We start from the raw sequence: 24161 nt of genomic DNA on the forward strand, positions 1-24161 counted from the left end.
GAACATTATGGCCACTGCTCATGCATATACCGACGCAGGAAACCCGCACTGGACGCCCGTGCAGGATGAAGGTGCACTTATGGCGATCCCGGGCGAAGAAGGCATTCCATTTTTCGGGGTGACGCTGCGTCAGTTGAAAGATCCGTATAAATTCGGGTTTGAAATGTATAAAAAACACGGCCCGATATACCGCATCAACAGCTTTGGCCGCACACAGGTCGGCATGCTGGGCGCAGAGGCCAACGAGCTGGTGCTGTTCGACCGGGCCAAGATATTTTCGAGCGAACAGGGCTGGGGTCCAGTGCTTAACCTGCTGTTCCCGCGCGGGCTGATGCTGATGGACTTTGACCATCACCGCGCTGACCGTAAGGCCCTCTCTATCGCCTTCAAGCCCGGGCCAATGCGCCACTATGCCGAGAAGCTGAACGAAGGCATCATGGAGCGCGTGAACAAATGGTCGGGACAGGACCTGCGTTTCTATCCCGAAATCAAGAAGCTCACACTCGACCTGGCCGCAACCAGTTTTCTCGGCATCCCCTGGGGGCCGGAAGCCGATAAAATCAATAAAGCCTTTGTCGACATGGTGCAGGCATCCATTGGTGTCGTGCGCCGCCCATTGCCTTTCACCAAAATGGGCCGCGGTGTCGCCGGGCGCGACTATCTGGTCGACTATTTCGCACCGGAAGTGCAGAAACGCCGCGAGCAGCAGGGGCCGGACATGTTCAGTCAGTTCTGCCGCGCCACCCATGATAATGGCGAACTGCTGTCGACCGATGAAGTAGTCGATCACATGAACTTCCTGATGATGGCGGCGCATGACACCATCACATCTTCTGCGACATCACTGTTGCTACTGCTTGCCCAGCATCCAGACTGGCAGGAAAGGCTGCGTGAGGAATGCATGTCCGTCGGCGTGCCCGGCCAGCCTCTTTCCCATGACGATCTGGCCAAACTGGAACTCACTGAATATGCGTTCAAGGAAGCTTTGCGGCTGATCCCGCCCGTGCCCTCCACCCCGCGCCGCGCGCTGAAAGATTTCGAATTTGCCGGACAGCATGTTCCGGCAGGAACCCCCGTCGGTATCAGCGCCGGTTTCACCCATTTGATGGAGGAATACTGGCCGGACCCCTATAAATTTGATCCGATGCGCTTCACGCCAGACAAAGTCCGCGAACGCCACAAATTCGCCTGGGTCCCCTTTGGCGGCGGCGCGCATATGTGTCTGGGCCTGCATTTCGCCTATATGCAGATCAAAATTCTGATGCACCATATCCTGACGCAGAACCGCATCGTAGTGGAAGATGGCTATGACCCCAAATGGCAAGCATGGCCCATCCCGCAGCCGAAGGATGGATTAAAAGTACGGTTTGAAAAGCTGTAATCCGGCTTAACTCAAACCGCTTTACGATAGGCCAGATAGGCAAATAGCAGCGCAATAACTGCCGGAACGGTTTGCACAAAAAATATCCTCGGCGATGCAGTGAGCGCACCAAAAATACCAGCGGCGACGACAAACAGCAAAAAGCAAGCGGCAACATTGAAGCGCCACTGCGGATCCCTGATAAACAGCGACCATGTGAGACCAATGGCCAGAAAGCTGTTATACAGTCCCTGGTTAGCCGCCAACACTTTTGTCGGTTCAAACAGCTCCACAGGAAAACTCGAAAACACCTGCGGTCCACGCGTGGCCCACGCAAACATCTCAAACCAGGCGATGTAAAAATGAAGTGCCGCAATAAGGCCTATGAGTATCGCCGCTATCCTATGCATTTTATTACTCCCTGCCCAAAATATTCGTGCCGTTAGGTCTATACATTGCATCTACGCCATAATTGCGCGGCGAGACAGGCTATTTGCATGTTGCAATTTAAAACATCCCATAAGCTAACGATCACCGACCAATGAAAAAGGCGCCCACACATTGGGGTGCGCCCATGTATCTGTCATGCCATCACCGGCAGGATCGCTACGCAATTCACGCATCGCCTGCTGCAGAGCCTGTGCCCTTGAAAACTGCCGGTTTTCAGATGCAATTTCAATCGTTCTGACTGTCAACCGGGCGGCAACATCGTCCCGCACCGGCCAGTGTGACGCCAGCAGGTTCTGCGCGCCGGCATAAAAAAACGAACGTGCCAAGCCTGATAGCCCCGCTGCCCCGGCCCGACCATCACCCGCCGCTGTATTGCACGCCGATAATATGACCCAACTGGCATTGATGCTGAGCGCCGCTATCTCGGAGCTGCTGAGATATCCATCATTTTCTTTGCTTGCTGATTGAGGCGGCGTCAGAACAAGTCCTGGTTCCGCCACGCCGCCAATTTCTCCTGCCAGGACGCCATGTGTCGCAAATGCGATAACGGCGGCATTCAGATTGGATTGCCGCACAGTCTGTTCATTTGCTTTTTCAGCCAGATAAAGCCCGTTCGCAGGTTTTTCAAAAAACGTCCACATGGAGTTCAATTCATCAGCAGTTCCGGGCAGCCGTGACAGTTTTCTGATCTGTGCAATGTCGGCAATACCGGCCGCGTTTCGGGAAGCCAGGGGCGCAAACAAATCGTCATATCCGATGACAGTGCCAGCACCACCGGATCGCCTGCGGTTTCCGCGATCGCTGGATCGACCACCAAGCAGGGGGTCTCCAAAGCCAATAAAGGGCTTCGCTGCGCCAGGTTGTTCATCAGCCCGGAAAGACCGCAAAAACCTTAATGACTGTATGCCCGGGGTCTGGATAATGGCCAGTTCATCTGCAAACCACTGTGCCGTACGCAATGTTTCAGGGGCGCCATTCGCGCCTTCAGGTATGGTTTTTACCAATATGCCCAAAGGCAGGCTGGACAAAGCGCCAGAAGCCGAGACAAAAAGGTGTGATATACCGTTTAACTGCGATGCAAGCGGCGCAATAAGCTCGCGGTAAAGCGCATGCGCCGTTTCAAAATCATACGGATAGGCACCTTCCCCTTCTTCCAGCCATTTCAGGCTATCGACGGCGCTGACTTCAACATTTGCCCCCACATCCCATAAAAGCCTTTGGGCAGCACGGTGTATGTCAATCCGGCTCCAGTCGCTCCTATGCCACTGGATACCTGTATCACTGACAAGCAGCACATGTGTCCCCAAATCAGTCGGCACGATTAGTAATGCAGCTTCGTCAGGTGCCAACAGGGTGCGGGCTTCTTCAAACGCAAGTGCATCAGGCGCAATAAGTTCAAAATAATCAGGCGCCGCCACTTCTATCGCCTTGTTCACCTCCTCCAGCTGGCTGAGGATATTCTTTTGTGCCAATGCCAATATATCAATTGCATCGCCATCGCGGGACTGCGAGCCCAGTAAAAGCTCTGACATTCTGCGTGCATTTTCTTTCTGCCGGGACAACAGGTTTTCACGTGTATTGGTCAATGCCAAGACAGCAGGACTTCCGCTATGTCTGCTTGCTGCGGAGCGTGCCAGCGCCTGTCCGGCTGGATTGACCTGTGAAAACTGCAGTTTTTCGAAAATTTCACCTGCTGCGTATTTTGAAAGCCCGTCTTTTTTCCACTCTTCATCAGATAGAGTCTGCCGCAAAGCCCAGCCTGCATCCGCAAATGTTTCAAAATATTGCCGTGTTTTCGCTACACCTTGCTCACCCTGGAAAATGCTCTGACCACTTGGCCCGCCTGCCTGCGGCAATTGCTGGGCCTGGATGCCATCGGTAAGCTCGCCAAGGATTTCGAGCGCACTTTCTATTTTTTGCGGCATGCGCATACGCGTTTTTGCCAGTTCGAAATAGGAATCGGCAACCGGCGCACTGTAATCACCCAGCGCCTTGTGCCGCGCCAATGCGACCTGTTCCAATATTTTTTCGGCTTTCGCGTAATCACCGGATTCCCTGTGTATCACCCCCAGAAGGTGCCGGCTGTTCAGGGCAGGGGGATGGTCCTCGCCATACAGTAGTATATGCTCTTGCGCCGCATCCTCGGCAGTTGCACGCGCCTTCGCCATTTCCCCCAGCTGTAGCAGGGATCGTGCATGATTATGCGCGCTGACTAGCGTGTCAACATGGCTTTTGCCCAGGGTTTCCTGCCGGGTACGCCACACCGTTTCATAATAGTCTGCGGCCTGACGCAGTTTTCCCATCTCGCTGAGTGCGAGCGCATAGTTATTCTTGCTCGTCAAGGTCCGGTTGTCGGTTTCGCCAACAGCGGCAATGCGGGCATCCATAACCATGCGGTGAATTTCCGCCGCCCGTTGATATGCCCCCAAATCGTACAGGATCAGGCCCATAAGGTTCTGGCTGTGATGTGTCGCAGCATGTGCCACGCCAAACAGTTTGCGTCTTTCAGCCACCAGTTTCTGAACTTCAGCATAGGCAGTGTCCAGTTGCCCGGCCAGACGCAGTGCCGATGTATATTCATGCCGCACGGTCTGTGTCTGGGGGGCTGTCTCCCCGAAATCTTCAAGATGATGGTCCAGCGACTGTCGCAGCATCTCGGAAGCCTCTGTGTACAGACCTTTATGTGACAATAGACGGCCATGATTATATTGCGCCTTGAGTCTGCCATGGGAGTCGCGCGCAATCACCTTCTGCTTAAGGGTGGCAACACCACTGAAAACCATCATGGCTTCATCAATCCGGTCCAGCTTTTCCAGAATCAGACCATGTGTGTTCATCAGCTCTGCCAGAGTCGAAATGTCAGGCGGCATATATTGGCGCTGCGTTTCAACCAGTTCCCTGAATACTGGTTCGGCGGCCGCCATATCCCCAGACTGGTAAAAGGTCCTGCCCTGCCGCGAGAGTTCATCAAAGCGTTTGACGATCAGGCTATCTACATCGGGTGATTCATCATCTGGCGAAGCGGCAGCCAGAATAGGTGACGCAGTTAGCCAGAGAGAAGCGGCCAGGCCTGTCAGGATCAATTTTCCCGTCATGGATTTCATGTGCCAGAAATCTGGACTCAATGCCAGTAACGAGCGATTGACAGGACCACGAGATCAGGAGCAATTCACGCTATCCGCTATTCCTCAGCGCCGTCGCGATGGCGTTGATGGAGAGCTGTATGCCTTCGGATATGCGCTCGTCATCCTCGCCTGCGCGGTGGCGTTTGATGAGTTCGATCTGTAGCAAATTCAAGGGTTCGATATAGGGGAGACGCAGCCGGATCGAGTTTTCGAGCGGTGTGTTTTTCTCCAGCAGGTGCGCCTGTGCAGTTGCATCGAGCAATCCATCGTGCGCGAGGTTCCAGCCGCTTTTGATCCGCCCGAAAATAGCCGCGCGCGCCGCCTCATCCTCGACCAGCCCACTATAATGCGCGGCGATGGTCATGTCGGATTTGGCAAGCACCATTTCCATGTTGGCGAGCGTCGCAGCGAAAAATGGCCAGCCAGCCGCCATGTCGCGCAGCAGCTGTTTGTCCTCAAATTCATCCAGCGCCTGTCCGACGCCGTACCAGCCGGGTAGCATCACCCGTGCCTGTGCCCAGCTGAACACCCATGGAATGGCGCGCAGGTCCTCAATCTGCTGGCTTTTCTTGCGGCTCGAGGGGCGCGAACCGATTTTCAGGCCGGCAATCTCTGCGATCGGCGTCATCTGACGGAAAAACTCGTTAAAACCTTCCGTCTCATACACCAGTCCGCGATAGGCTTTGAACGCGCGCGCCGACAACTGCGTCATGGCATCGGAAAAACGCTTTTTGTCCTGCGCCGCCAGTTTTTCCGGGGTCAGCGACGCCAGCAGGGTTGCTGATGTTATTGCCTCCAGATTGGTCATGGCCACATCGACCGTGCCATATTTGGCGGCAATCACTTCGCCCTGTTCCGTGATGCGGATGCGCCCCTGCACTGTGCCGCGCGGCTGCGCCTGGATCGCGCCGAATGCCGAGCCGCCACCGCGCCCAACCGCTCCGCCGCGGCCATGGAATAGCTGCATGCGGATATCGGCTTCTTCGAACACTGGTGCCAGTGCCAGGCTGGCTTGGTGCAGTTCCCAGGTCGAGGTGATATAACCGCCATCCTTGTTGCTGTCGCTATAGCCGATCATCACTTCCTGATAGCCACGCTGCCGCGCCAATGATTTGGGTACATCAAGCGACAGAAAGGCGCGCATCGTATCCGGTGCATTTTCAAGATCGGCAACCGTTTCAAACAGCGGCACCGACATAATCGCGGCCCTGGGCTGTGTTTCGTTGCCCGTTGGCGCGCGGTACAGCCCCGCTTCTTTCAACAGCACATAGACTTCCAGCATGTCCGACACGCTTTCGGTCTGGCTGATATTATAAGTGGTGATGCACGCCGGGCCGTAAAGCGCATGCGCTTCGGCAGCAGCGCGGATAATGCCCAGTTCCTTTGCCGTTTCTTCCGAATAGCTGTGCCAGCGGTCAGCAAGCGGGCGATTATGCGACAGCTCAGACTGGAGCAATTCCACCCGTGCCGCTTCATCCAGTGCGGCGTAATCCGCCTCGACACCGGCGGCAGCGAGCAGCTCACTCACCACGCGTTCATGGACATCGCTATTCTGGCGCAGGTCCAGTGTGGAAAGGTGAAAGCCGAATGTCTCGACCGCCCGGATAATCCGGCCGAGCGCACCGCCGCTCGCCAATGTGCCGTCGCCGTCCGCTGCCAGCCCGTTTGCAATAATCACCAGATCACGGCGCAGATCTTTCGGTGCATCATAAGGCTCCGCCGCCAGCTTGGCGGGCCGCGCACTCGGTTTGCCAGTGAGCCGTTCATGCGTTGCACATAGCCGTGCGTAAATGCCTGACAGCGCGCGGCGATATGGCTCGTCTTTGCGGCTCGGCGCATCATCCCCGCTTGCCTCTGCCAATGCCAGCACGTCTTCAGGGGTATTCGAAAGATGTGTGGAAATGCTCAGCTCCGCGCCCAGCGCATGCACGCTTTCCAGGTAATGGCCAATCACCGATTCTGCTGAACGCGATAGCGCGTAACGCAGCGATTCTGCATTCACGAACGGATTGCCGTCCCGGTCGCCGCCAATCCAGCTGCCGAGTTTCAGGAAACTTGGCGGGCGTTCGCCCAGCACCCTCTCCCATTTCGCATAGAGCGCGGGCAGTACCGGCAGGAACACATCGCGCATATAGGTGCGGGCATTCTCCACCTCGTCAGTGACAAACAGCTTTTCCTGTCTCAGCGAACGCGTCTGCCACAACAGCGCCACCTGGCGGTAAATCGCTTCCTCGATGACATCACCGGTTTCGGTGGTTTCCGCGCCGCCATCACGCATTCGCATCAGCGCGGCAATGCGGGTCTTGTGATCGATAATCGACTTGCGCCGCACCTCGGTCGGGTGCGCGGTCAGCACCGGCGTAATGAGTGCATGGTCGAGCAAGGTGCTGATCGCACGGTCATCGACGCCTTCGGATTTCAGTTTCTCCACCGCTTCAGCAAATGTCGCGCCTTGCTCACGCGCCACGCCTTGCCGGTCCTCAGCCAGATTGGCGAGTAGCGAAAACAGCATGAAACCGCGTACGAACGATAAAGTATCATCCAGGCTGAGCGCATCCAGCCCGGTATCAATCGCGCCTTCTTCTCCATCTGCGCCGGCAATGCCGCGATAACGGTCAACACTGGCGGCACGGATATATTCGGTCTGCCGGTACAGCTTCTCCCCGCCATAGGCGCGGATAACGTCTCCCAATATTTTGCCAAGATAGCGAATGTCGGGATTTTGCGAGATAGGAGAAGCCGGTGTGTTCATACCCGCCATGCTGCACCGCAATATAGATTTGGTCAAGGGCTAAATAGCGCAGTTTTGTTATTATGTCATCGTTGTCATTATTTGCATGGCAAGGCCTTTGCTTATCTGCACAGCGCACGTTACATATGCCTATGACCAAAGACACTGACACCCAAAATCCAATGACCTATGCCCGCTATCTAGACCTCGACCGGGTCCTATCGGCGCAGCATCCACAATCTGGCAGCGAAGCCGAATGCGGCGATGAAATGCTGTTCATCATCATCCACCAGACCAAAGAGCTGTGGCTGAAACAGATTATCCGTGAGCTGCGTCTGGCCAAGGCACAAGTGGCGCAGGATCATCTTGTCCCCGCGTACAAGGCGATGGCGCGGGTGAGCCGCATCCAGCAGGTGATGACGCTGAGCTGGGACGTGCTCTCCACCATGACGCCGAGCGATTATACCCGCTTTCGTGAAGGCCTGGGGCCTAGCAGCGGCTTTCAATCAGACCAGTTCCGCACGGTCGAATATATGCTCGGCCTGAAAGACAAAGGCTTTCTGAAATATCAGGAAGACCGGCCGCACGCGCAGGAAGCCATGCGGCAGGCACTGGAAAACCCCGGCGTGTGGGATGACACCATCGCCGCGCTGGCACGCGCGGGCTTTGATATTCCGACAAGCCATCTGGAACGCGACTGGAGCCAGCCCTATGAACCGTCAGAAGCGGTCGAAGCCGCTTTCCTCACCGTGTACCGCGACCCCGAACAATATTGGGAGCTGTACCAGCTCGCCGAAAAACTGGTCGACCTGGACGATGCGATGGCCACCTGGCGGCACAAGCATGTCGTCACTGTCGAACGCATTATCGGCGGCAAAATGGGCACCGGCGGCACGGCAGGCGTCAGCTACCTGCAAAGCACGCTAAGCAAACGGGCATTCCCGGAATTGTGGAGTTTGCGGACGGAGTTGTGAGGGAATGATGAGTTCACTGATGTTCCAGGAAGAAAATTTAGAGCGTCACATTTCTAGCGATATGAAAATCGCAATTGCAGATTTGATCATGGCTTGGGCAGCTTTGGACACAATCATTGAATATTGGTCAGGTCTAACATTTGGATTGCCAATGGACTTGCATTCAATATTGTTTGGCAACATGCAAACTAAAGCACGAATTGAAAAGCTAAAGCTAGCATTCTCCCACTATGGTAATGACTCCTCGGCAAAAAGCTTAACTCGTCTAGCCAAGGGGCACAGTAAATTTGCAGACACGCGGAATGCTATTGCGCATCGAAAATGCATTGGAACACTTAAGGATGACCCCAGTCGCTTGGTGTTCACTTCTACCAAGCACGTCAAAAAATCCGTAGGGAACTTTGAAGTATTAGCTATAGACTTATCAGAAATTAAAGCCGCCACAGACTTTGCAATAAACGCGGAAAATAATATCTGGGAAATAACAGAGAGACTGACTAAGAATGAACCCTGAAATGGTTCAATGTAAAGGGCTAAGGTTGTTTGTTTGATCTCGCGGCAATTCATTTCGTGAATGCCTCCGATGAGGGTCGGGAAATTTTATTGACTTCACGGCTAGTTCGCTTCGCCACGCCTCCAAATGGGGTTCGGGTCAATAAGGCCCGTCGGCCTTGCGAACGACTAATTGGTCGTTTGGGGGTTACACCACACGAGAGGCCATTCACAAAAGCCTGTCCTACAGTGTCGCCGCCATAGTACAGGCCATCAGTAGCCAAATCGCCATTTGCTCTTTCTCAATATCGTGAATCCAACACCGCAGTCCAACATTGCTCAAATCCAACAAATTTTCATGGAAACGGCGCAAAACAAGCGTTCCTGGGTGCGAAGCTAAGGGAAGCTAAGCTTCCAGCTCGATATCCCAGTATAACCAGTCGCGCCAGGTTTCGTGCAGGTAACCGGGCGGGAAGGCGCGGCCCTTGTCCTGCAATTGCCAGGTGGTCGGTTTGATCGCGCGTTCCATCAGCTGCATATGCGCCTGCTGCGGTGTGCGGCCGCCTTTTTTCATGTTGCACGGGCTGCACGCGGCACAGACATTTTCCCATGTCGTCTTGCCGCCCAGGCGCCGCGGGATGATGTGATCGAAAGTGAGGTTGTCTCCTGAACCGCAATACTGGCACATGAACCGGTCGCGCAGGAACAGGTTGAACCGGGTGAAGGCGGGATATTCCGACGGCTTCACATAGTCTTTCAGCGCGATCACCGACGGGATCGGCATTTCCATCGACGCGCTGTGCACCATACGGTCATAGCTGCTGACAATATTGACACGGTCCAGGAACACGGCCTTGATTGATGTCTGCCATGGCCACAGGCTGAGCGGATAATAACTGAGCGGCGTGTAATCGGCATTGAGGACCAGCGCGGGACAACTGTCGGGATGGCGCAGCTCATCAGGGCTCTGGTCAAAGCGCGGGGGGTTCGCATCATCAGCCGCCATGCCGCGGCCGCTCTGCTTCAGCTGGTCCAGATCAAACATGCCTTATGCGCACATCCTTTCGCTTGCCTATCCTGCCTGTCAAAATGCACATGAATCATTTTCATGACACGTGCGTGACAATATGCAAGAAACTATGAACATGACCGCCGCCCCACCGTCAAGATGGCCTGTGCCACAATATGTGGATAGTGTGATATATGCGTCACTCTACAGGTGGTATCTACACCAATGACAATGCGCACCCGCTTTGCCCCCAGCCCCAATGGATATCTGCATATGGGCCATGCCCTGTCTGCTATATTGGCGCACGACATGTCGCGCAGTGCAGGTGGTGAATTCCACCTGCGTATCGAGGATATCGACGCGGGCCGCAGCAAGCCAGAATATGTCGAGGCGATCTTGGCAGACCTTACATGGCTGGGTCTGACATGGGATGCAGAGCCGGTGTTTCAATCGGCGCGGCTGGAAAGCTATGAAGCGGCAGCGGGCAGGCTGCACGATATGGGCCTGCTCTACCCGTGCAGCTGCACCCGCTCCGAAATCAAGGCCGCAGCGCGCGAAGAAGGGCCGGAGGGTCCCGTCTATCCCGGCACCTGCCGCGATGGCAAAGCGGACCTGTCAAAGCCACATGGCTGGCGGCTCGATATGGCGCAGGCTGCCGATCTTGCCAATAAGCTTGCCGGGCCGCTGCGTTGGCATGACAGATGCGCCGGGGAAGTAAAAGCCGATCCTGCAGCTTTTGGTGATGTGATACTCGTGCGCAAGGATGCACCCGCCAGCTATCACCTCGCCGCCACGGTTGACGATGCGGCAGATGGCATGACGCATATCGTGCGCGGCATGGACCTGTTCACCGCCACGCATATCCACCAGCTGCTGCAAGCGCTGCTGGAACTGCCCGTGCCCATCTATCATCACCATGCGCTGCTGACGGGCAAGGATGGCCGGAAACTGTCAAAAAGCGAAGACGCGCCATCACTGCGTGAACTGCGGCTGGGCGGGGCGGACGGACGGCAATTGGCGAATGATCTGCGTGAAGGCATATTTCCCGCTGGTATTTCGCGTGATAATCCCTAAATTGGGCGCATGCAGACAGTATTTATCATTATCTTTATCGCGCTTTTGATCATGGTTGTCATATCGCTGGTGCGTGGTCTCATTGCATTTCTGCGCATGACGGAAGAGGATTTGAAATCCGATGGCGTTGGAAAATCGCACCAAATGCAGAACAAGATGATGTTCAACCGCATCAAATACCAGGCGCTGGCCGTGGTCGCGCTGGTCATTTTGATGATGGCGACACGCGCCTGAACGTCTGAATATCAGAGCGGAGGCGCACGATGGTCAAGCTCAATAAAATCTACACCCGCACCGGCGATGACGGTACGACCGGCCTGGTCGATGGATCGCGCATAGCCAAGCATGATCCGCGCATGGCCGCGATTGGCGATATTGATGAACTGAACAGCGCCATCGGCATGGCTATCGCGCAAATGGACAGCGGCGATCATACTGCCGAGCTCGCCATGGTCCAGAACGACCTGTTCGACCTGGGCGCGGATCTGGCCACGCCGGCCAGGGACGATGAGGAGGATTTTGCACCCTCCGACATGGTGCTGCGCATTGTGGCGGCGCAGGCCGTGCGGCTGGAAAGCCGGATTGACGCCATCAACGCGCAGCTCGAGCCGCTGACGAGTTTCATCCTGCCGGGTGGGAGCAAGGCCGCAGCGGCGGTTCATCTGGCCCGCGCCATTGCCCGCCGCGCCGAACGCACGATAGCCGCCGCATCCGAGGATATGGCCATCAACCCGCAAGCGCGCGCCTATATCAACCGCCTGTCCGATTACCTGTTTGTGCTGGCCCGCCATCTGAACCATGACAGCGGTGATCCGCTCTGGGTGCCGGGCGGCTCACGCTGAGCATATGGATGTTTTTGTCAACTGCCGCGTTATTACTGCACCGGCATGATGCAAAAATTAATGGTTGACGCGCGGCAAAATGTTCGCACAATGTTCCATCAGATAGCTTGGGAAAAGACCAATTGATAATGACGCGCATATAATACCGGTCAGGCATGAGGGGTTGGGGGATAGTGACCTGCCTCTATCGCCGCTTGCTGCGCAATATAGCCGCGTCCGGGGGCTGACCACCATGCTGGTGCAATCGCTATCGGATGCCGATGCCACGGTGCAGTCGATGGAAGACGCCTCGCCCGCCAAATGGCATCTGGCGCATACCACATGGTTTTTTGAAACGTTTGTGCTGCGCGATCATGTGCCGGGATACCAGCCATTCGATCCAGACTACCACTTCCTGTTCAACAGCTATTATGAAGCCGAGGGGCAGCGCCATGCCCGGGCGCGGCGGGGAATGATTACCCGGCCTTCGCTGGAGCAGGTTCTGCGCTACCGCGCCCATGTCGACGAAGCGATGCCAAGCCTTCTGGAAGCGCCCGGTGATGCAGAGCAGCTGATCATACTGGGCCTGAACCATGAGCAGCAGCATCAGGAACTTTTGATGACGGACATCAAGCATATGTTCGCGCAAAACCCTTTAAAGCCCGCCATGTTTGCGCATGATGATGAACGCTATACATCATCCGAAACACCGTGTGAGTGGATAGAAGGCAGGCGCGGCATTGTGGAAATAGGCCATGACGGAGGCGGCTTTGCCTTTGACTGTGAAGGGCCCCGCCATGAAGCGCTGCTGACCCCGCATGCCCTTGCCAGCCGTCCGGTGAGCAATGCGGAATGGATAAAATTTATCGAAGATGGCGGTTATGAAAATCCGCAGCACTGGCTGTCAGATGGCTGGGCCTGGGTGCAGCAGAATGATATCAGCGCGCCGCTATATTGGGAAAAACAGGGCAATGGCCGCTGGGGTTCGTTTGCCCTGACTGGTGAGAGCGGAATAGACCTGCATGCACCCGTCACCCATATCAGCCTGTACGAGGCCGATGCCTATGCCAGTTGGGCCGGGGCGCGCCTGCCGACTGAGGCGGAATGGGAAAGCGCAGCGGCTGCGCTGGACAGCGGCGACGGTCACTTTCTGTCAGGACATGATGTAGTGCGGCCCGTTGGTGCGGCACAGGGCGCAGGCGGCTTGCGGCAGATGTTCGGCGATGTATGGGAATGGACCGGCAGTGCCTTTCGCCCCTATCCCGGTTTTCGCGCCGCAAAAGGCGCGGTCGGCGAATATAACGGCAAGTTCATGAGCGGACAGTTCGTGCTGAAAGGCGGCAGTTGCGCCACGCCAGAGGGTCATATCCGCGCCAGTTACCGCAATTTCTTTTACCCGCACCAACGCTGGCAGTTTACCGGACTGCGGCTCGCCAGCGATCTTTGATTTTCGCCTTTCCTCCCCGTAACACGAAAAGCAGACTTCCATGAATGACATACCAAAATCCAGTGCCGCCAATGCGGTGGACCCCGCTTTTCGCCGTGATATACTGGCCTGTTTTCAGGGCGAACGCCGCGCTATCCCGGCGCGGTGGCTATATGACCGTGCGGGCTCGGAACTGTTCGAAGATATAACCGACCTGCCCGAATATTATCCCACTCGCACCGAAACCGCACTGCTGGAAAAACATTGCGGTGAAATTGCCGATAAGGGCGGACATGGAAAAGTGGTTGTCGAATTTGGTTCAGGTTCCTCCACCAAAACGCCGCACCTGCTGCGCGCGGTGCAGCCATCCGCTTATGTGCCAATAGATATCAGTGGCGATTTCCTGCGCGATTCCGCCGCCGCCCTGCAGGAAGAATTTCCCGATCTGGATATCATTCCGGTCGAAGCTGATTTCATGGGTGATATCCATCTGCCCGAAGCTGTGCAGAATAGCCCCAAATTTGGTTTCTTCCCCGGCTCCACCATTGGCAATATGGTGCCGCGCACTTCGGTGGACCTGCTGAAAAACATGCGCCGAACGCTTGGCGAAAATGCGATGCTGCTGATCGGTATGGACCGGGTAAAGTCCGAAGATGTCCTCGTCCCCGCTTATGATGATGCGGCGGGCGTCACAGCTGCGTTCAACCTCAATCTGCTTGCCCGGATCAACCGCGAGCTGGAAGGCGATATTCCGGTGAATGAATTCCGTCATGTCGCGCGCTGGAACGACAATTATGCCCGCATAGAAATGCATCTGGAAGCGCAAGAAGATATGGACTTCACTATTGCCGGACAGGCATTCCGCATAGCAAGGTATGAAACCATCCATACCGAAAACAGCCATAAATACGGGGAGCGCGATGCCCGGTTGTTATTGCGTGCGGGGGGGTGGGCGCCGATTGGCGAATGGACCGATCCACAAGATTACTTCGCGCTGATCCTGGCCCAGGCCACGCCGTTCAATACCGCGCCCTAGGCTAATCAGTATACCCGTGCCAATTGCTTTAATTCACGTTTGACCTGCGCACGCCAGATGGTCGGCCATTGCCACACACCGCGGCATTTGGGCATATCTGTCGCCTCGATCAGGCGGAAACGCGTACCATCCCACACATAGCTTTGTGATGAGCCGCAATCGCCAAGGCCCCTCCCCTTGGCATAATTGCCTAATATGCCGTCCTCTACATTGAAAAACGCATTGACCAGCACAGGCGAACCGTCATCCGAAAAACCGCCGCCCGGATTATAGTCGAACGGTGCGCTGCGAAAACGCCAGTCGCTGCGGCCCTTGCCCGATGGCCGTTCGCCAATATACGCCTTGCTCATGAAATTATAGGCGCCAGACCCGCAGGCGATAAGTGCGACAACAATATCCTGGCCATCCTGTCGTGCCAGCGAATAGACCTGGTCTTTGGTATATCCGAGCGCGCGCTGTTCTTCGCAGCCCGCCTTTTCTGCCAGCACTGCAAGCTGCCTTTCTTTTGGCAATTTCTTGATCCGCGCCGCGGGCTGCTGCGTAATCAGCGGCAGTTTGGGGGTCCAGTCCTTATCCTGGCGGCGGCCGGTTATGGATAGCGCGCTCCGGGTTCGTGCCCGTTTCTGCCTTGCATCGACATAGCCCATTGCGGCCGCAGATCCCTTGAGCGAAATGCGTGCCAGCACGCCATCTCCCACAGCGTCCACCCCCTTGTTCATGATGGTTGCCGTGCGCCCGCGTACCAACATGCGTGCTATTTTCAGGCTGTCACTACCGCCCATGAAAAACACGCCTTCACTGTCCAGCGAACCCCTGGCCGCTTCACGTCCGTCGACAACCAAGGCAATGTCTGTTACCCCGCTGGAAAGGATGGATACACTGATCCTGAGCATCGCATCGCGTCCGGGCAGACGCACCACGCGCAGCGCGGTATCGGTGCCGTCTGACATCGACCCCGCTTCACACGCCGCTCCGTTGTCACACGCCGCATACCAGTCGCGGTACACCTTGACAGCGCCGGGCTGCGGCGCGGCCGCAGCGGAAGCAGCAAGGATGAGCGTCGTAAACATATCAACAGTCTAGCGTAAAATAGCACTTTCGACTAGAGAGCATGGAACATCCCTGTCAGCGTTTTCAAAAAGGATAAAATTCATGCATTCAGTCGCAGTTATCGGTGCCGGACAAATGGGCGCAGGCATCGCGCAGGTCAGCGCGCAATCAGGCTATAACGTCTATCTTTCCGATGTCAGTCTGGACATTGCCGAAAAATCCAAGGGTTTTATCGGAAAACAGCTGCAGCGTCTGGTCGACAAGGAAAAGATTGAGGCCAAAGTAGCCGAAACTGCACTGTCACGCATTCAGCCGGTTGCCGAATATGCCCCTATGGCCGATGCCGGGCTGATTATCGAAGCCGCAACCGAGCGTGAGGATATCAAGCGCAAGATTTTTGACGAAGTGGGCAAGGTGCTGGGCCATCAGGCAATCCTGGCATCCAATACATCTTCCATCCCCATCACACGGATGGCGCAGGCCAGTCCCGATGCGGAGCGCTTTGTCGGGGTCCATTTTTTCAACCCGGTGCCAATCATGGGCCTGATCGAACTGATCCGCGGACTTGCCACATCCGACAATACGGTTGAGACGGTTGAGAAATACGCGTCCGCCATTGGCAAAAAAGTCGTACATTCCAACGATGCGCCGGGCTTTATCGTCAACCGCATATTGATGCCGATGCTCAACGAAGCCTGTTTCGCACTGGGCGAGGGTGTAGCCAATATTACCGATATCGACACAGCGATCACCATGGGGCTAAACCATCCGATGGGCCCACTCACGCTGGCGGATTTTATCGGCCTCGATACCTGTCTCAACATCATCTCCGTGCTTTATGGCAGCACCGGTGATCCCAAATTCCGTCCCGCGCCATTGCTCGTCAAATATGTCGAGGCTGGCTGGCTTGGCCGCAAAACGGGCAAGGGTTTCTACGACTATTCGGGTGAAAAACCCGTGCCCACGCGCTAAAAGCGATAACGGCGAATGGAAACGCAGCAGACCGGTACATATGACGCGCTGATTATCGGCGCGGGGCACAATGGGCTGGTCTGCGCCTTTTACCTTGCACGTGCCGGAATGAAGGTACGCATGGTTGAAGCGCGCAGCGTGGTGGGTGGCTGCGCCGTGACCGAGGAATTTCACCCCGGTTTCCGCAATTCCGTCGCAAGCTACACCGTCAGCCTGCTGCAACCCAAAGTGATTCAGGACATGGGCCTGGTTGAGCGCGGCTACCGTGTCATCGAACGGCCGATTTCGAACCTGCTGCCACTGCCGGACGGTAATTACCTGAAACTGGGCGGAGGGCTGGAGCGGACACAGACCGAATTTGCACGCTTCTCCGCCCGCGATGCCGAGGCATTGCCCGCCTATTATGACATGCTGGAGGATGCCGCCGAAGTGCTGCGGGATCTGGCGCTGCGAACACCGCCGGGTAGCGGTCTGGCCAGCCTGGTGGATGCGGCGCGGCAGGGACAGCGTTTCATGCGATTGTCGCTCGAACGGCAGCGCGATGTGCTTACCCTGTTCACCCGCAGCGCGCGCGAAGTGCTGGACCAGTGGTTTGAAAGCGATCCGGTAAAAGCGGCTTTCGGATTTGACTCGGTCGTCGGCAACTATGCCAGCCCTGACACGCCGGGCAGCGCCTATGTCCTGCTCCACCACGTCTTTGGTGAAGTGAACGGCAACAAGGGATCATGGGGGCATGTCATAGGCGGCATGGGCGCGATTACCGGCTATATGGCGGATGCCTGCCGCGAGCTCGGCGTGGAAATCAGCCTTAGTTCGCCCGTACAGAAAGTCATCAGCGAAAAGGGGCGTGCCTGCGGCGTCCGGCTCGCCGATGGGTCGCAGGTCATGACGCAGCGCGTGATCGCCAATATCGGACCAAAGCTGCTGTACGGGCAGATGATTGATGATACCGACCTGCCTCCAGCCTTTGTCCGGCACATGCAGGGGTTCAAGGCGGGCTCGGGCGCATTTCGCATGAATGTCGCACTGTCCGGGCTACCAAAATTCACCTGTCAACCAGAGCCCGGCGAACATCATAAAAGCGGTATCATCATCGCGCCCAGCCTGGATTATATGGACCGCGCCTTTGCCGATGCCAGGGCATATGGCTGGTCACGCGATCCGATTGTCGAAATGCTGATACCCTCGGCCGTCGATGACAGCCTGGCGCCCGCAGGGCAGCATGTCGCAAGCCTGTTTTGCCAGCAGTTTGCGCCAATCCTGCCGGGCGGAAAAGACTGGGACGACCATGAAGACGCAGCGGCGGACGCCATAATCGATACGGTGGAAAAGCATGCACCCGGTTTCCGTGCATCGATACTGGGCCGGCAGGTGCTGTCGCCCAAGGGGCTGGAGCGCAAATTCGGCCTGGCAGGCGGTGATATTTTCCATGGCCGGATGAGTCTGGACCAGCTTTGGGCCGCGCGCCCCATGCTGGGTCATGCCGATTACCGCGGCCCGCTAGGAAATCTGTACATGTGCGGATCGGGCACGCATCCCGGCGGCGGCGTCACCGGCGCGCCCGGCCATAACTGCGCGCGCGAAGTGCTGAAAGACACAGGTGTGCGGGGCTGGATGCGGGCACGGTTGCGCTAAAGCACTCCTGCCAATTCCTGCATGACACTTTCTGCATGACATGACGCGCGGTTTGGGCCATCTTCACTGGCCTATGGGCGCACTCATATTCCGCAGGCTTTTGACCGCCATACCGACACTGCTCACAGTCGTGATCGCGTCATTCGTGCTGATGCGCTTTGCCCCTGGCGGGCCATTTGACGGCGAGCGCCCGCTGGATGAGGAAACGCGCGCCGCGCTGGAGACGAGCTATGGCCTCAACCTGCCGCTGCATGAACAAATATGGCTCTATCTCACCCGCATGGTGCAGGGCGATTTCGGTCCCAGCCTGGTCTACCGCGATTTCACAGTGACTGAGCTGGTGGCGCAAAGCCTGCCCATCTCGCTCACACTCGGCGGCCTGGCAATCATCGTCGCGCTGGCAATTGGTCTTGCGGCAGGCTTGTTCGCAGCGCTCCGCCCGGGCGGATGGCTGGATGAAATATTGATGCTGAAAGCCACGATGGCGACAGCATTGCCAAGTTTCGTGACCGGACCTTTCCTGGTGCTGGTCTTTGCGCTCTGGCTGGGCTGGTTGCCCGCGGGCGGCCTTGGCGATAGCCCAGGGTACTGGATATTGCCTGTCTTCGCTTTGGCGCTTCCAGTGGCGGGCGCGATCGCGAAACTGGCGCGGGCGGGCCTTGCCACCACATTGGCGCAGGAACATATCCGCACCGCAAAGGCGCGCGGGCTATCAACAGCGCAGATCATCACCCGCCACTGCCTCCGCCCCGCATTGGTGCCGGTGGCAAGTTATCTGGGGCCGGCGGCGGCGGGGCTGCTCACCGGTGCGGTGGTGATTGAAACGGTGTTCGGCCTGCCCGGGCTGGGACGCTATTTTGTGCAGGGCGCGCTCAACCGCGACTATCCGCTCATCATGGCAGTGATCACGCTCTATGCTGCACTCATCATCCTGTTCAACCTGTTTGCTGACCTGCTTTATGGCTGGCTTGACCCCAGGACACGGACATGAAGGAAAGGGCATGAAGAGCGTTCGCATACCCCTTGCCATTGTTGCCCTTATCGCGGCGCTGGCTTTGCTGCTGCCGCCGATGCTACCTTTCAGCCATGCCGAAATTGACTGGGACAGCGTGCGCGCACCGCTGGGCAGCGAGGGGCATCTGCTGGGTACCGACGATGTCGGGCGCGACCGATTGGCACGGCTCGCGGTGGGTACGCAGATCACGCTCGCCGTGGCGCTGGCGGCGGCATTGGTTTCGCTGGTCGTCGGTGTGCTGTGGGGCGCGGTGGCAGGCTGGACCGGCGGGCGCACAGATGAGGCGATGATGCGCATTGTCGATGCGCTTTATGCGCTACCTTTCATGTTTATAGTCATCGTGCTGATGGTCGTCTTCGGTCGTTCTATCCTGCTGGTCTTTGTCGGCATCGGCTTGGTCGAGTGGCTGACCATGGCACGGATTGTGCGCGGGCAAGTCATGACACTCAAAAACCGGCCTTTCGTGCTTGCGGCCAGGGCTTCGGGCGCGCCGGGCCATGTCATATTATTCCGCCATATCCTGCCCAATATCGCAGGCACGGCGCTCGCTTATCTTACGCTCACCATTCCGCAGCTTATCATGATTGAAAGCTTTCTGTCCTTTTTGGGCCTGGGCGTACAGGAGCCGCTTACATCGCTTGGCATATTGGTGAAAGAAGGCGCGGACAATATGGATGTTGCGCCTGGCGGGCTCCTGTTCCCCTGCGGCATAATGGTGTTGCTGCTCGTCTGCCTGACACTGGCAGGCGAACGGATGCGGGACCGGTTCGCATGAGCATATATAGCGTTCGGGAACTGGGATCAGAGATTGGCAAGGACACGCTATCGCATGGCCTTGATTTTACCATAGCCGCGGGCGAATGCGTGGCATTGGTTGGCGAAAGCGGGTCGGGCAAATCGGTCAGCTGTCTCGCGCCATTCGGACTGATCGCGCCGCATATGACGGGCTCTGCCATTTTGGACGGCACCGAGCTGGCCAATTGTAGCGAGAGCGAATTGCGGCGGCTCCGCGCGCAAAAGGCGGGATTCATTTTCCAGCAACCACTGACCGCGCTTACACCGCATATGCGGACGGAGCAGCATTTGCGCGAATCGGCAATGCAGGCAGGCGGGGAACCGCCAGATCATGGCAGGCTCGCCGCCATGCTCAAAAATGTCGGCCTCACCGACATAGAGGCAAATTTGCGCAAATATCCGCATGAGCTGTCGGGCGGGGAGCGGCAAAGGGTGATGATCGCCTGCGCGATTGCACACGACCCTGTGCTGCTGGTCGCCGACGAACCGACATCGGCGCTTGATGCGCATCTGCGCGGTGAAATTATGGAGCTGCTCGGCAGGCTCAGGCGTGAGCGCGGCATGGCATTACTGCTGGTCAGCCACGACCTGCCATCGGTGGCGCGCCATGCCGATCATATCGTCATCATGCGGCGCGGCAAAGTGATCGAAAGCGGCCCGTCTGATAAGATCATCCGCCACCCAAAGGCGGACTATAGCCGGCAGCTGTGGGACGCGACACCGAAACTTGATGACCCCGCACCGCAACTACCCGCCATTGGCACGCCGCTGCTGGAAGTGCGTGACGTCGCGGTCGACTATCCGCGCTCCGGAATTTTCCGCGCACCCTTTCGCGCTGTCGAACCTGCCAACCTGACCGTCCATGCAGGCGAGGCGGTGGCGCTGGTCGGCGGGTCGGGCTCCGGCAAGTCGAGCATCGGCAAGGCGATTGCAGGTATTGGTCCCTGGTCAGAAGGTGAAATACTGTGGCAAGGAGGGGCGCTGCCGCACAAACGCAACAAGGCACAAAAACGCGCCGTCCAAACGGTGTTTCAGGATCCTGTCGCAAGCCTTGATCCGCGCTGGCGGGTGGAAGATATTGTCGCCGAGCCGCTCACTCATCTGCGCGGCGAAATGACAAAAGCGGAACGCCATGCAAGCGTAGCCGCCGCGCTGGAAACCGTCGGACTGGACGCCGCATTCATGCAGCGCAGGCCGACGCAGATATCGGGCGGGCAGGCACAGCGCGTGGCGATTGCCCGCGCACTGGTATGCAAACCTGAAATGCTGGTGCTGGACGAGGCGACATCCGCGCTCGACCCTGTCATAGGCGCAGAAATAGTTGCATTGTTACAGCAGCTGCAGTCTGGAAAAAGCCTCACCATGCTATTCATCACGCATGATCTCGCGCTGGCCAGAAAGCTGTGCCACCGCATCCTGGTATTGCATCAGGGGCAGGTTGTGGAACAGGGCACGGCGGACGATATCATTGCAAAACCACAATCGGACATCACCCGCCGCCTTGTCACCGCGAGCCGTGACGGATGAAGTTCGTCAAAAACTCGCACTGATGGTGAAGACCACCGTGTCATCGCTAATGCCGTCAACCGACGGCCCCTCAACACCCACAAAGGTCGCACTTGCAGTCAGGTTGCTGGTGATCGCGTAATCCGCGCCGAAGCTATAATCAAACGCCCCGCTTTGCCGAAGCGTGACCGGATCGATATCGGGTGACAATATGCCATCCGTATAGCCCAGATGCGCATTCAGGGTGATCGGTGTATTCGGGACACCAATACCCAGGTCGGTATAGACATAAAGATTGTCTTCATTACCGAGCGCGGACTGGCCATCAAAGGCATAGGCCGCGCCAAGCTTAAGCTCTGCCGGACCCAATGTGCCGGAAATAGAGGCATAGGGCTCAAAATAATCACTCGGACCCGCCGCCCCGCCTTCGCCATTCGGATATACGTAATAAAGCAGTCCGATATCAGCGTTAATGCCCGAAGATATCTCTCCAGACCAGCCGCCATACAGGTCAAGTTCGGTATGGCCAAAGGTTGGGCTATCTTCAATCGAAGAAGCCCATGTACCAACATATAAACCGCTGTCATGGGCAATATCGATACCCCCCTGTACGGCAAAATCACCGTCAGAGAATGAAATGCCGCGAAAACGGTAATCGCTGGTCAGCGCCACATTGGCGGATACGGAAATGGAAGATTCGCCGGGTTCCTGAATATCAGCATCCTGCGCATAAGCGGGAGCCGAAACAAGAATGGCGATTGGTGCGGCCATAAGGCCGAAAATGGACGTGCGCATGAAATTTCCTTTCGTGTCGATGCGTATCGTCCCGCCTGCTTAAGAAGCCGCGCGCTCTGTCCTGAATCAGTCTGAAACAGCCGGCTTGCTCGCCTCTCAGTGATCTAAGCTGCCTTTTTTTGTTGCATCGCACAAGAAAAAAATGACGGTGCGGCGAAATCTGCCTGTTCCCCGCCATTTACAGCAGGCATGTTGCATTTAGGGAATCTCAACTTCAAGGCGCTATACCCGCAATCATGAACGCTTTGCAGGAACTTCACAGACGCAAAATGACGGGTGCGGGTCAGGAATTTGACCCGGCCATGAGTCTAGTGCGCCTTTTCGAACTGCGTGAAATAGTTGTCTATGTCGCGAATTGGGGAGAATGCCCGCCACCCGAAATGCTCGACAAGCGTGATATATGCGGCGCGCTTGAAACACAGCCACATGCCATACAGAAACTTTTTGACCGGCACGTCACATCAATGACCGGTTTTATGGAAGCGGGCCTGAAAGCCATAGAGTCCGCGCGTGCGGATGAATGCTTTAACACGGCTGCCGCGCGCAGCCTGTACCGCGAATATAGGCTGGCAGAAAAAACGCTACTTGCCCTGGTAGGCCGCTAGACTGGAAGCAGGAGATGGCAATTTTCCTCTTGCATCGTTCCTTGTTTGTTCTAGATTGTGTCAATGAACGATTCGCATCTTATGCTCGCACCCGAACCAGCTGCGGAAACACTTGCCGCTCCAACGGGTGCAGCGGCCGTGGCACGCGGCGTAGCCCGCCTGTTTGCGCGCAATGATATCTGGGTGATGCCAGAGGTTTCGCTGCGCAACAGCCGGCGGGCCGACCTGATGGGGTTGGATCCAAAGGGGCAACTGGTCATTGTTGAAATAAAAACCGCGCGCAGCGACTTATTAGGCGACAATAAATGGACCGAATATCTGGACTATTGCGACCGGTTTTACTGGGCCCTACCCCCCGGTTTTGATGCCGGATTGCTTGAAAAGGCACATTTCCTGCCGGAGCGGTGTGGGCTGATTATAGCCGATGCCTATGATGCGGAGATCGTGCGGTCTGCAGCTACCCATGCGCTGGCCCCGGCACGGCGAAAAACCGAAACCGCCCGACTCGCAAGAGTCGCCATGCGGCGACTCACTGCAATCACCGACCCCGGATTTACCATTCCTCTGGAATAAATCTCTGCACAATGCTCCGCGCTTTAAAGAGTGGGTCCGAAAATCTGGACGTCTTCCTTTTTTGTGTCCTTGCCTTCCGCATCAATCACTTCCAGCAATGCCGTGGCCTGCCTGCTTTCCATCGCGTAATCGCGGGCTGACTTGCCGGCAATATTGTCGGTCTGGTCAGGGTCAGCACCTTTTTTGAGCAACAGCCGCACCATGGGAAGGTCACTTAGCTGTACCGCGATGATGAGCGGTGTTTCCCCGGAACTGTTTGAGCCGTTTACATTCGCTTTGCGGCGCAACAGCACTTCAGCGATATCAACATCCCTGTAACGGGCCGCCAGCAAAAGCGGCGTCACATTATTCTTGTCCCGCGCATTAGGGTTGGCACCCTTTGCCAGCAGAAAACGTGTCCAGGCCACATCGCGGCGGGCAACAACGATGTGTAGCGCTGTTTCACCTTTGGCCAGGTCACGCGTATTCACCAACGTGGACGCTGATTTTTCAAGCAGGGTTTTCACCTTGTCGCCATCGCGCTCTTTGACGGCTTTCAAAAATTCATAGCTGCTCGAAAATTGCGCTTCCACGGGTGATGGTGTCACAACAGCAAACATCACAAAAACACCCAGCAAAGCGGCAAGAAAATGAAACCGTTTCATCATTTAACCCATATCAAAAATCTGTAACCGGATAGAAAGCTCCAAAAGCCCTCTTGAATAATACCCTTATACA

22 protein-coding genes are annotated in these 24161 nt (G+C 56.6%); 15 read left to right on the forward strand and 7 right to left on the reverse strand.

Annotation, left to right across the window (positions count from 1 at the left end; genetic code table 11):
- Positions 1–7 precede the first annotated feature (7 nt).
- The gene (locus G6Q15_RS11050) at positions 8–1381 is read left to right on the forward strand and encodes a cytochrome P450 (RefSeq protein ID WP_164118748.1); all 1374 of its coding nucleotides are present in this window, start codon (positions 8–10) and stop codon (positions 1379–1381) included.
- Positions 1382–1392: 11 nt separating this feature from the next.
- Here G6Q15_RS11050 and G6Q15_RS11055 read toward each other — a convergent pair whose 3' ends face one another.
- From G6Q15_RS11055 to ppc, 3 genes are all read right to left on the reverse strand, one after another.
- Positions 1393–1770 carry a DUF1304 domain-containing protein gene (locus tag G6Q15_RS11055; RefSeq protein WP_164118750.1) on the reverse strand — a complete coding sequence of 126 codons (378 nt, stop codon included), beginning with the start codon at positions 1768–1770 and terminating at the stop codon, positions 1393–1395.
- Positions 1771–1884: 114 nt separating this feature from the next.
- A complete protein-coding gene (locus tag G6Q15_RS11060; protein WP_164118752.1) occupies positions 1885–4905 on the reverse strand; it encodes a CHAT domain-containing tetratricopeptide repeat protein in 3021 nt (1006 codons plus the stop codon).
- A 79-nt stretch (positions 4906–4984) separates the two neighbouring features.
- Complete coding sequence (ppc, locus tag G6Q15_RS11065) at positions 4985–7696, reverse strand: phosphoenolpyruvate carboxylase (protein ID WP_164118753.1); 2712 nt, start codon at positions 7694–7696, stop codon at positions 4985–4987.
- A gap of 122 nt (positions 7697–7818) precedes the next feature.
- Between ppc and G6Q15_RS11070 the strand changes: the two genes are divergently transcribed.
- Both G6Q15_RS11070 and G6Q15_RS11075 read left to right on the forward strand, forming a co-directional pair.
- Complete coding sequence (locus G6Q15_RS11070; RefSeq protein ID WP_164118756.1) at positions 7819–8640, forward strand: tryptophan 2,3-dioxygenase; 822 nt, start codon at positions 7819–7821, stop codon at positions 8638–8640.
- 4 nt (positions 8641–8644) lie between these two features.
- A complete protein-coding gene (locus tag G6Q15_RS11075) occupies positions 8645–9154 on the forward strand; it encodes a hypothetical protein (RefSeq protein ID WP_164118758.1) in 510 nt (169 codons plus the stop codon).
- Between the two features lie 384 nt (positions 9155–9538).
- Here G6Q15_RS11075 and G6Q15_RS11080 read toward each other — a convergent pair whose 3' ends face one another.
- Positions 9539–10138, reverse strand: a complete 600-nt coding sequence (locus G6Q15_RS11080; RefSeq protein ID WP_164118807.1) for an HNH endonuclease — start codon at positions 10136–10138, stop codon at positions 9539–9541.
- 228 nt (positions 10139–10366) lie between these two features.
- On the opposite strand from G6Q15_RS11080, the gene gluQRS reads away from it, so the two are divergent.
- From gluQRS to egtD, 5 genes are all read left to right on the forward strand, one after another.
- The gene (gene gluQRS / locus G6Q15_RS11085) at positions 10367–11215 is read left to right on the forward strand and encodes a tRNA glutamyl-Q(34) synthetase GluQRS (RefSeq protein WP_164118760.1); all 849 of its coding nucleotides are present in this window, start codon (positions 10367–10369) and stop codon (positions 11213–11215) included.
- A gap of 9 nt (positions 11216–11224) precedes the next feature.
- Positions 11225–11449 carry an HIG1 domain-containing protein gene (locus G6Q15_RS11090; RefSeq protein ID WP_164118762.1) on the forward strand — a complete coding sequence of 75 codons (225 nt, stop codon included), beginning with the start codon at positions 11225–11227 and terminating at the stop codon, positions 11447–11449.
- Positions 11450–11478: 29 nt separating this feature from the next.
- Positions 11479–12057, forward strand: a complete 579-nt coding sequence (locus tag G6Q15_RS11095; protein WP_164118764.1) for a cob(I)yrinic acid a,c-diamide adenosyltransferase — start codon at positions 11479–11481, stop codon at positions 12055–12057.
- Between the two features lie 163 nt (positions 12058–12220).
- Positions 12221–13483 carry an ergothioneine biosynthesis protein EgtB gene (egtB, locus tag G6Q15_RS11100; protein ID WP_240330862.1) on the forward strand — a complete coding sequence of 421 codons (1263 nt, stop codon included), beginning with the start codon at positions 12221–12223 and terminating at the stop codon, positions 13481–13483.
- 40 nt (positions 13484–13523) lie between these two features.
- Entirely contained in the window at positions 13524–14498 is a 975-nt protein-coding gene (gene egtD, locus G6Q15_RS11105) for an L-histidine N(alpha)-methyltransferase (protein ID WP_164118766.1), read from the forward strand.
- Between the two features lie 5 nt (positions 14499–14503).
- Here egtD and G6Q15_RS11110 read toward each other — a convergent pair whose 3' ends face one another.
- Complete coding sequence (locus tag G6Q15_RS11110; RefSeq protein ID WP_164118768.1) at positions 14504–15568, reverse strand: DUF1176 domain-containing protein; 1065 nt, start codon at positions 15566–15568, stop codon at positions 14504–14506.
- A gap of 82 nt (positions 15569–15650) precedes the next feature.
- Between G6Q15_RS11110 and G6Q15_RS11115 the strand changes: the two genes are divergently transcribed.
- The 5 genes from G6Q15_RS11115 to nikE are packed head-to-tail and all read left to right on the forward strand — an operon-like array spanning position 15651 to position 21492.
- The gene (locus tag G6Q15_RS11115) at positions 15651–16520 is read left to right on the forward strand and encodes a 3-hydroxyacyl-CoA dehydrogenase NAD-binding domain-containing protein (RefSeq protein ID WP_164118769.1); all 870 of its coding nucleotides are present in this window, start codon (positions 15651–15653) and stop codon (positions 16518–16520) included.
- 15 nt (positions 16521–16535) lie between these two features.
- The gene (locus G6Q15_RS11120; RefSeq protein WP_164118771.1) at positions 16536–18155 is read left to right on the forward strand and encodes an NAD(P)/FAD-dependent oxidoreductase; all 1620 of its coding nucleotides are present in this window, start codon (positions 16536–16538) and stop codon (positions 18153–18155) included.
- A gap of 40 nt (positions 18156–18195) precedes the next feature.
- Positions 18196–19146: an ABC transporter permease subunit gene (locus G6Q15_RS11125; protein WP_240330863.1), complete on the forward strand. Its 951-nt coding sequence runs from the start codon at positions 18196–18198 to the stop codon at positions 19144–19146.
- A 10-nt stretch (positions 19147–19156) separates the two neighbouring features.
- Positions 19157–19945, forward strand: coding sequence for an ABC transporter permease subunit (locus tag G6Q15_RS11130; RefSeq protein WP_164118773.1), 789 nt, complete (start codon positions 19157–19159; stop codon positions 19943–19945).
- On the forward strand, positions 19942–21492 hold the full coding sequence (nikE, locus tag G6Q15_RS11135; protein ID WP_164118776.1) for a nickel ABC transporter ATP-binding protein NikE: 1551 nt from the start codon (positions 19942–19944) through the stop codon (positions 21490–21492). The genes G6Q15_RS11130 and nikE overlap by 4 nt, the downstream gene beginning before the upstream one ends.
- 6 nt (positions 21493–21498) lie before the next feature.
- Here the strand turns inward: nikE and G6Q15_RS11140 are convergent, their stop codons facing one another.
- Complete coding sequence (locus G6Q15_RS11140) at positions 21499–22266, reverse strand: TorF family putative porin (protein WP_164118778.1); 768 nt, start codon at positions 22264–22266, stop codon at positions 21499–21501.
- A 236-nt stretch (positions 22267–22502) separates the two neighbouring features.
- On the opposite strand from G6Q15_RS11140, the gene G6Q15_RS11145 reads away from it, so the two are divergent.
- On the forward strand, positions 22503–22871 hold the full coding sequence (locus G6Q15_RS11145) for a hypothetical protein (RefSeq protein WP_164118780.1): 369 nt from the start codon (positions 22503–22505) through the stop codon (positions 22869–22871).
- Positions 22872–22952: 81 nt separating this feature from the next.
- Positions 22953–23444 (forward strand): MmcB family DNA repair protein, encoded by a 492-nt coding sequence (locus tag G6Q15_RS11150; RefSeq protein ID WP_240330865.1) that lies wholly within the window; start codon positions 22953–22955, stop codon positions 23442–23444.
- 23 nt (positions 23445–23467) lie between these two features.
- Here G6Q15_RS11150 and G6Q15_RS11155 read toward each other — a convergent pair whose 3' ends face one another.
- A complete protein-coding gene (locus tag G6Q15_RS11155; protein ID WP_164118784.1) occupies positions 23468–24091 on the reverse strand; it encodes an ankyrin repeat domain-containing protein in 624 nt (207 codons plus the stop codon).
- Positions 24092–24161 lie beyond the last annotated feature (70 nt).

It is taken from the genome of Sphingorhabdus sp. Alg239-R122 (genome assembly GCF_900537065.1).
GTDB lineage: Bacteria > Pseudomonadota > Alphaproteobacteria > Sphingomonadales > Sphingomonadaceae > Alg239-R122.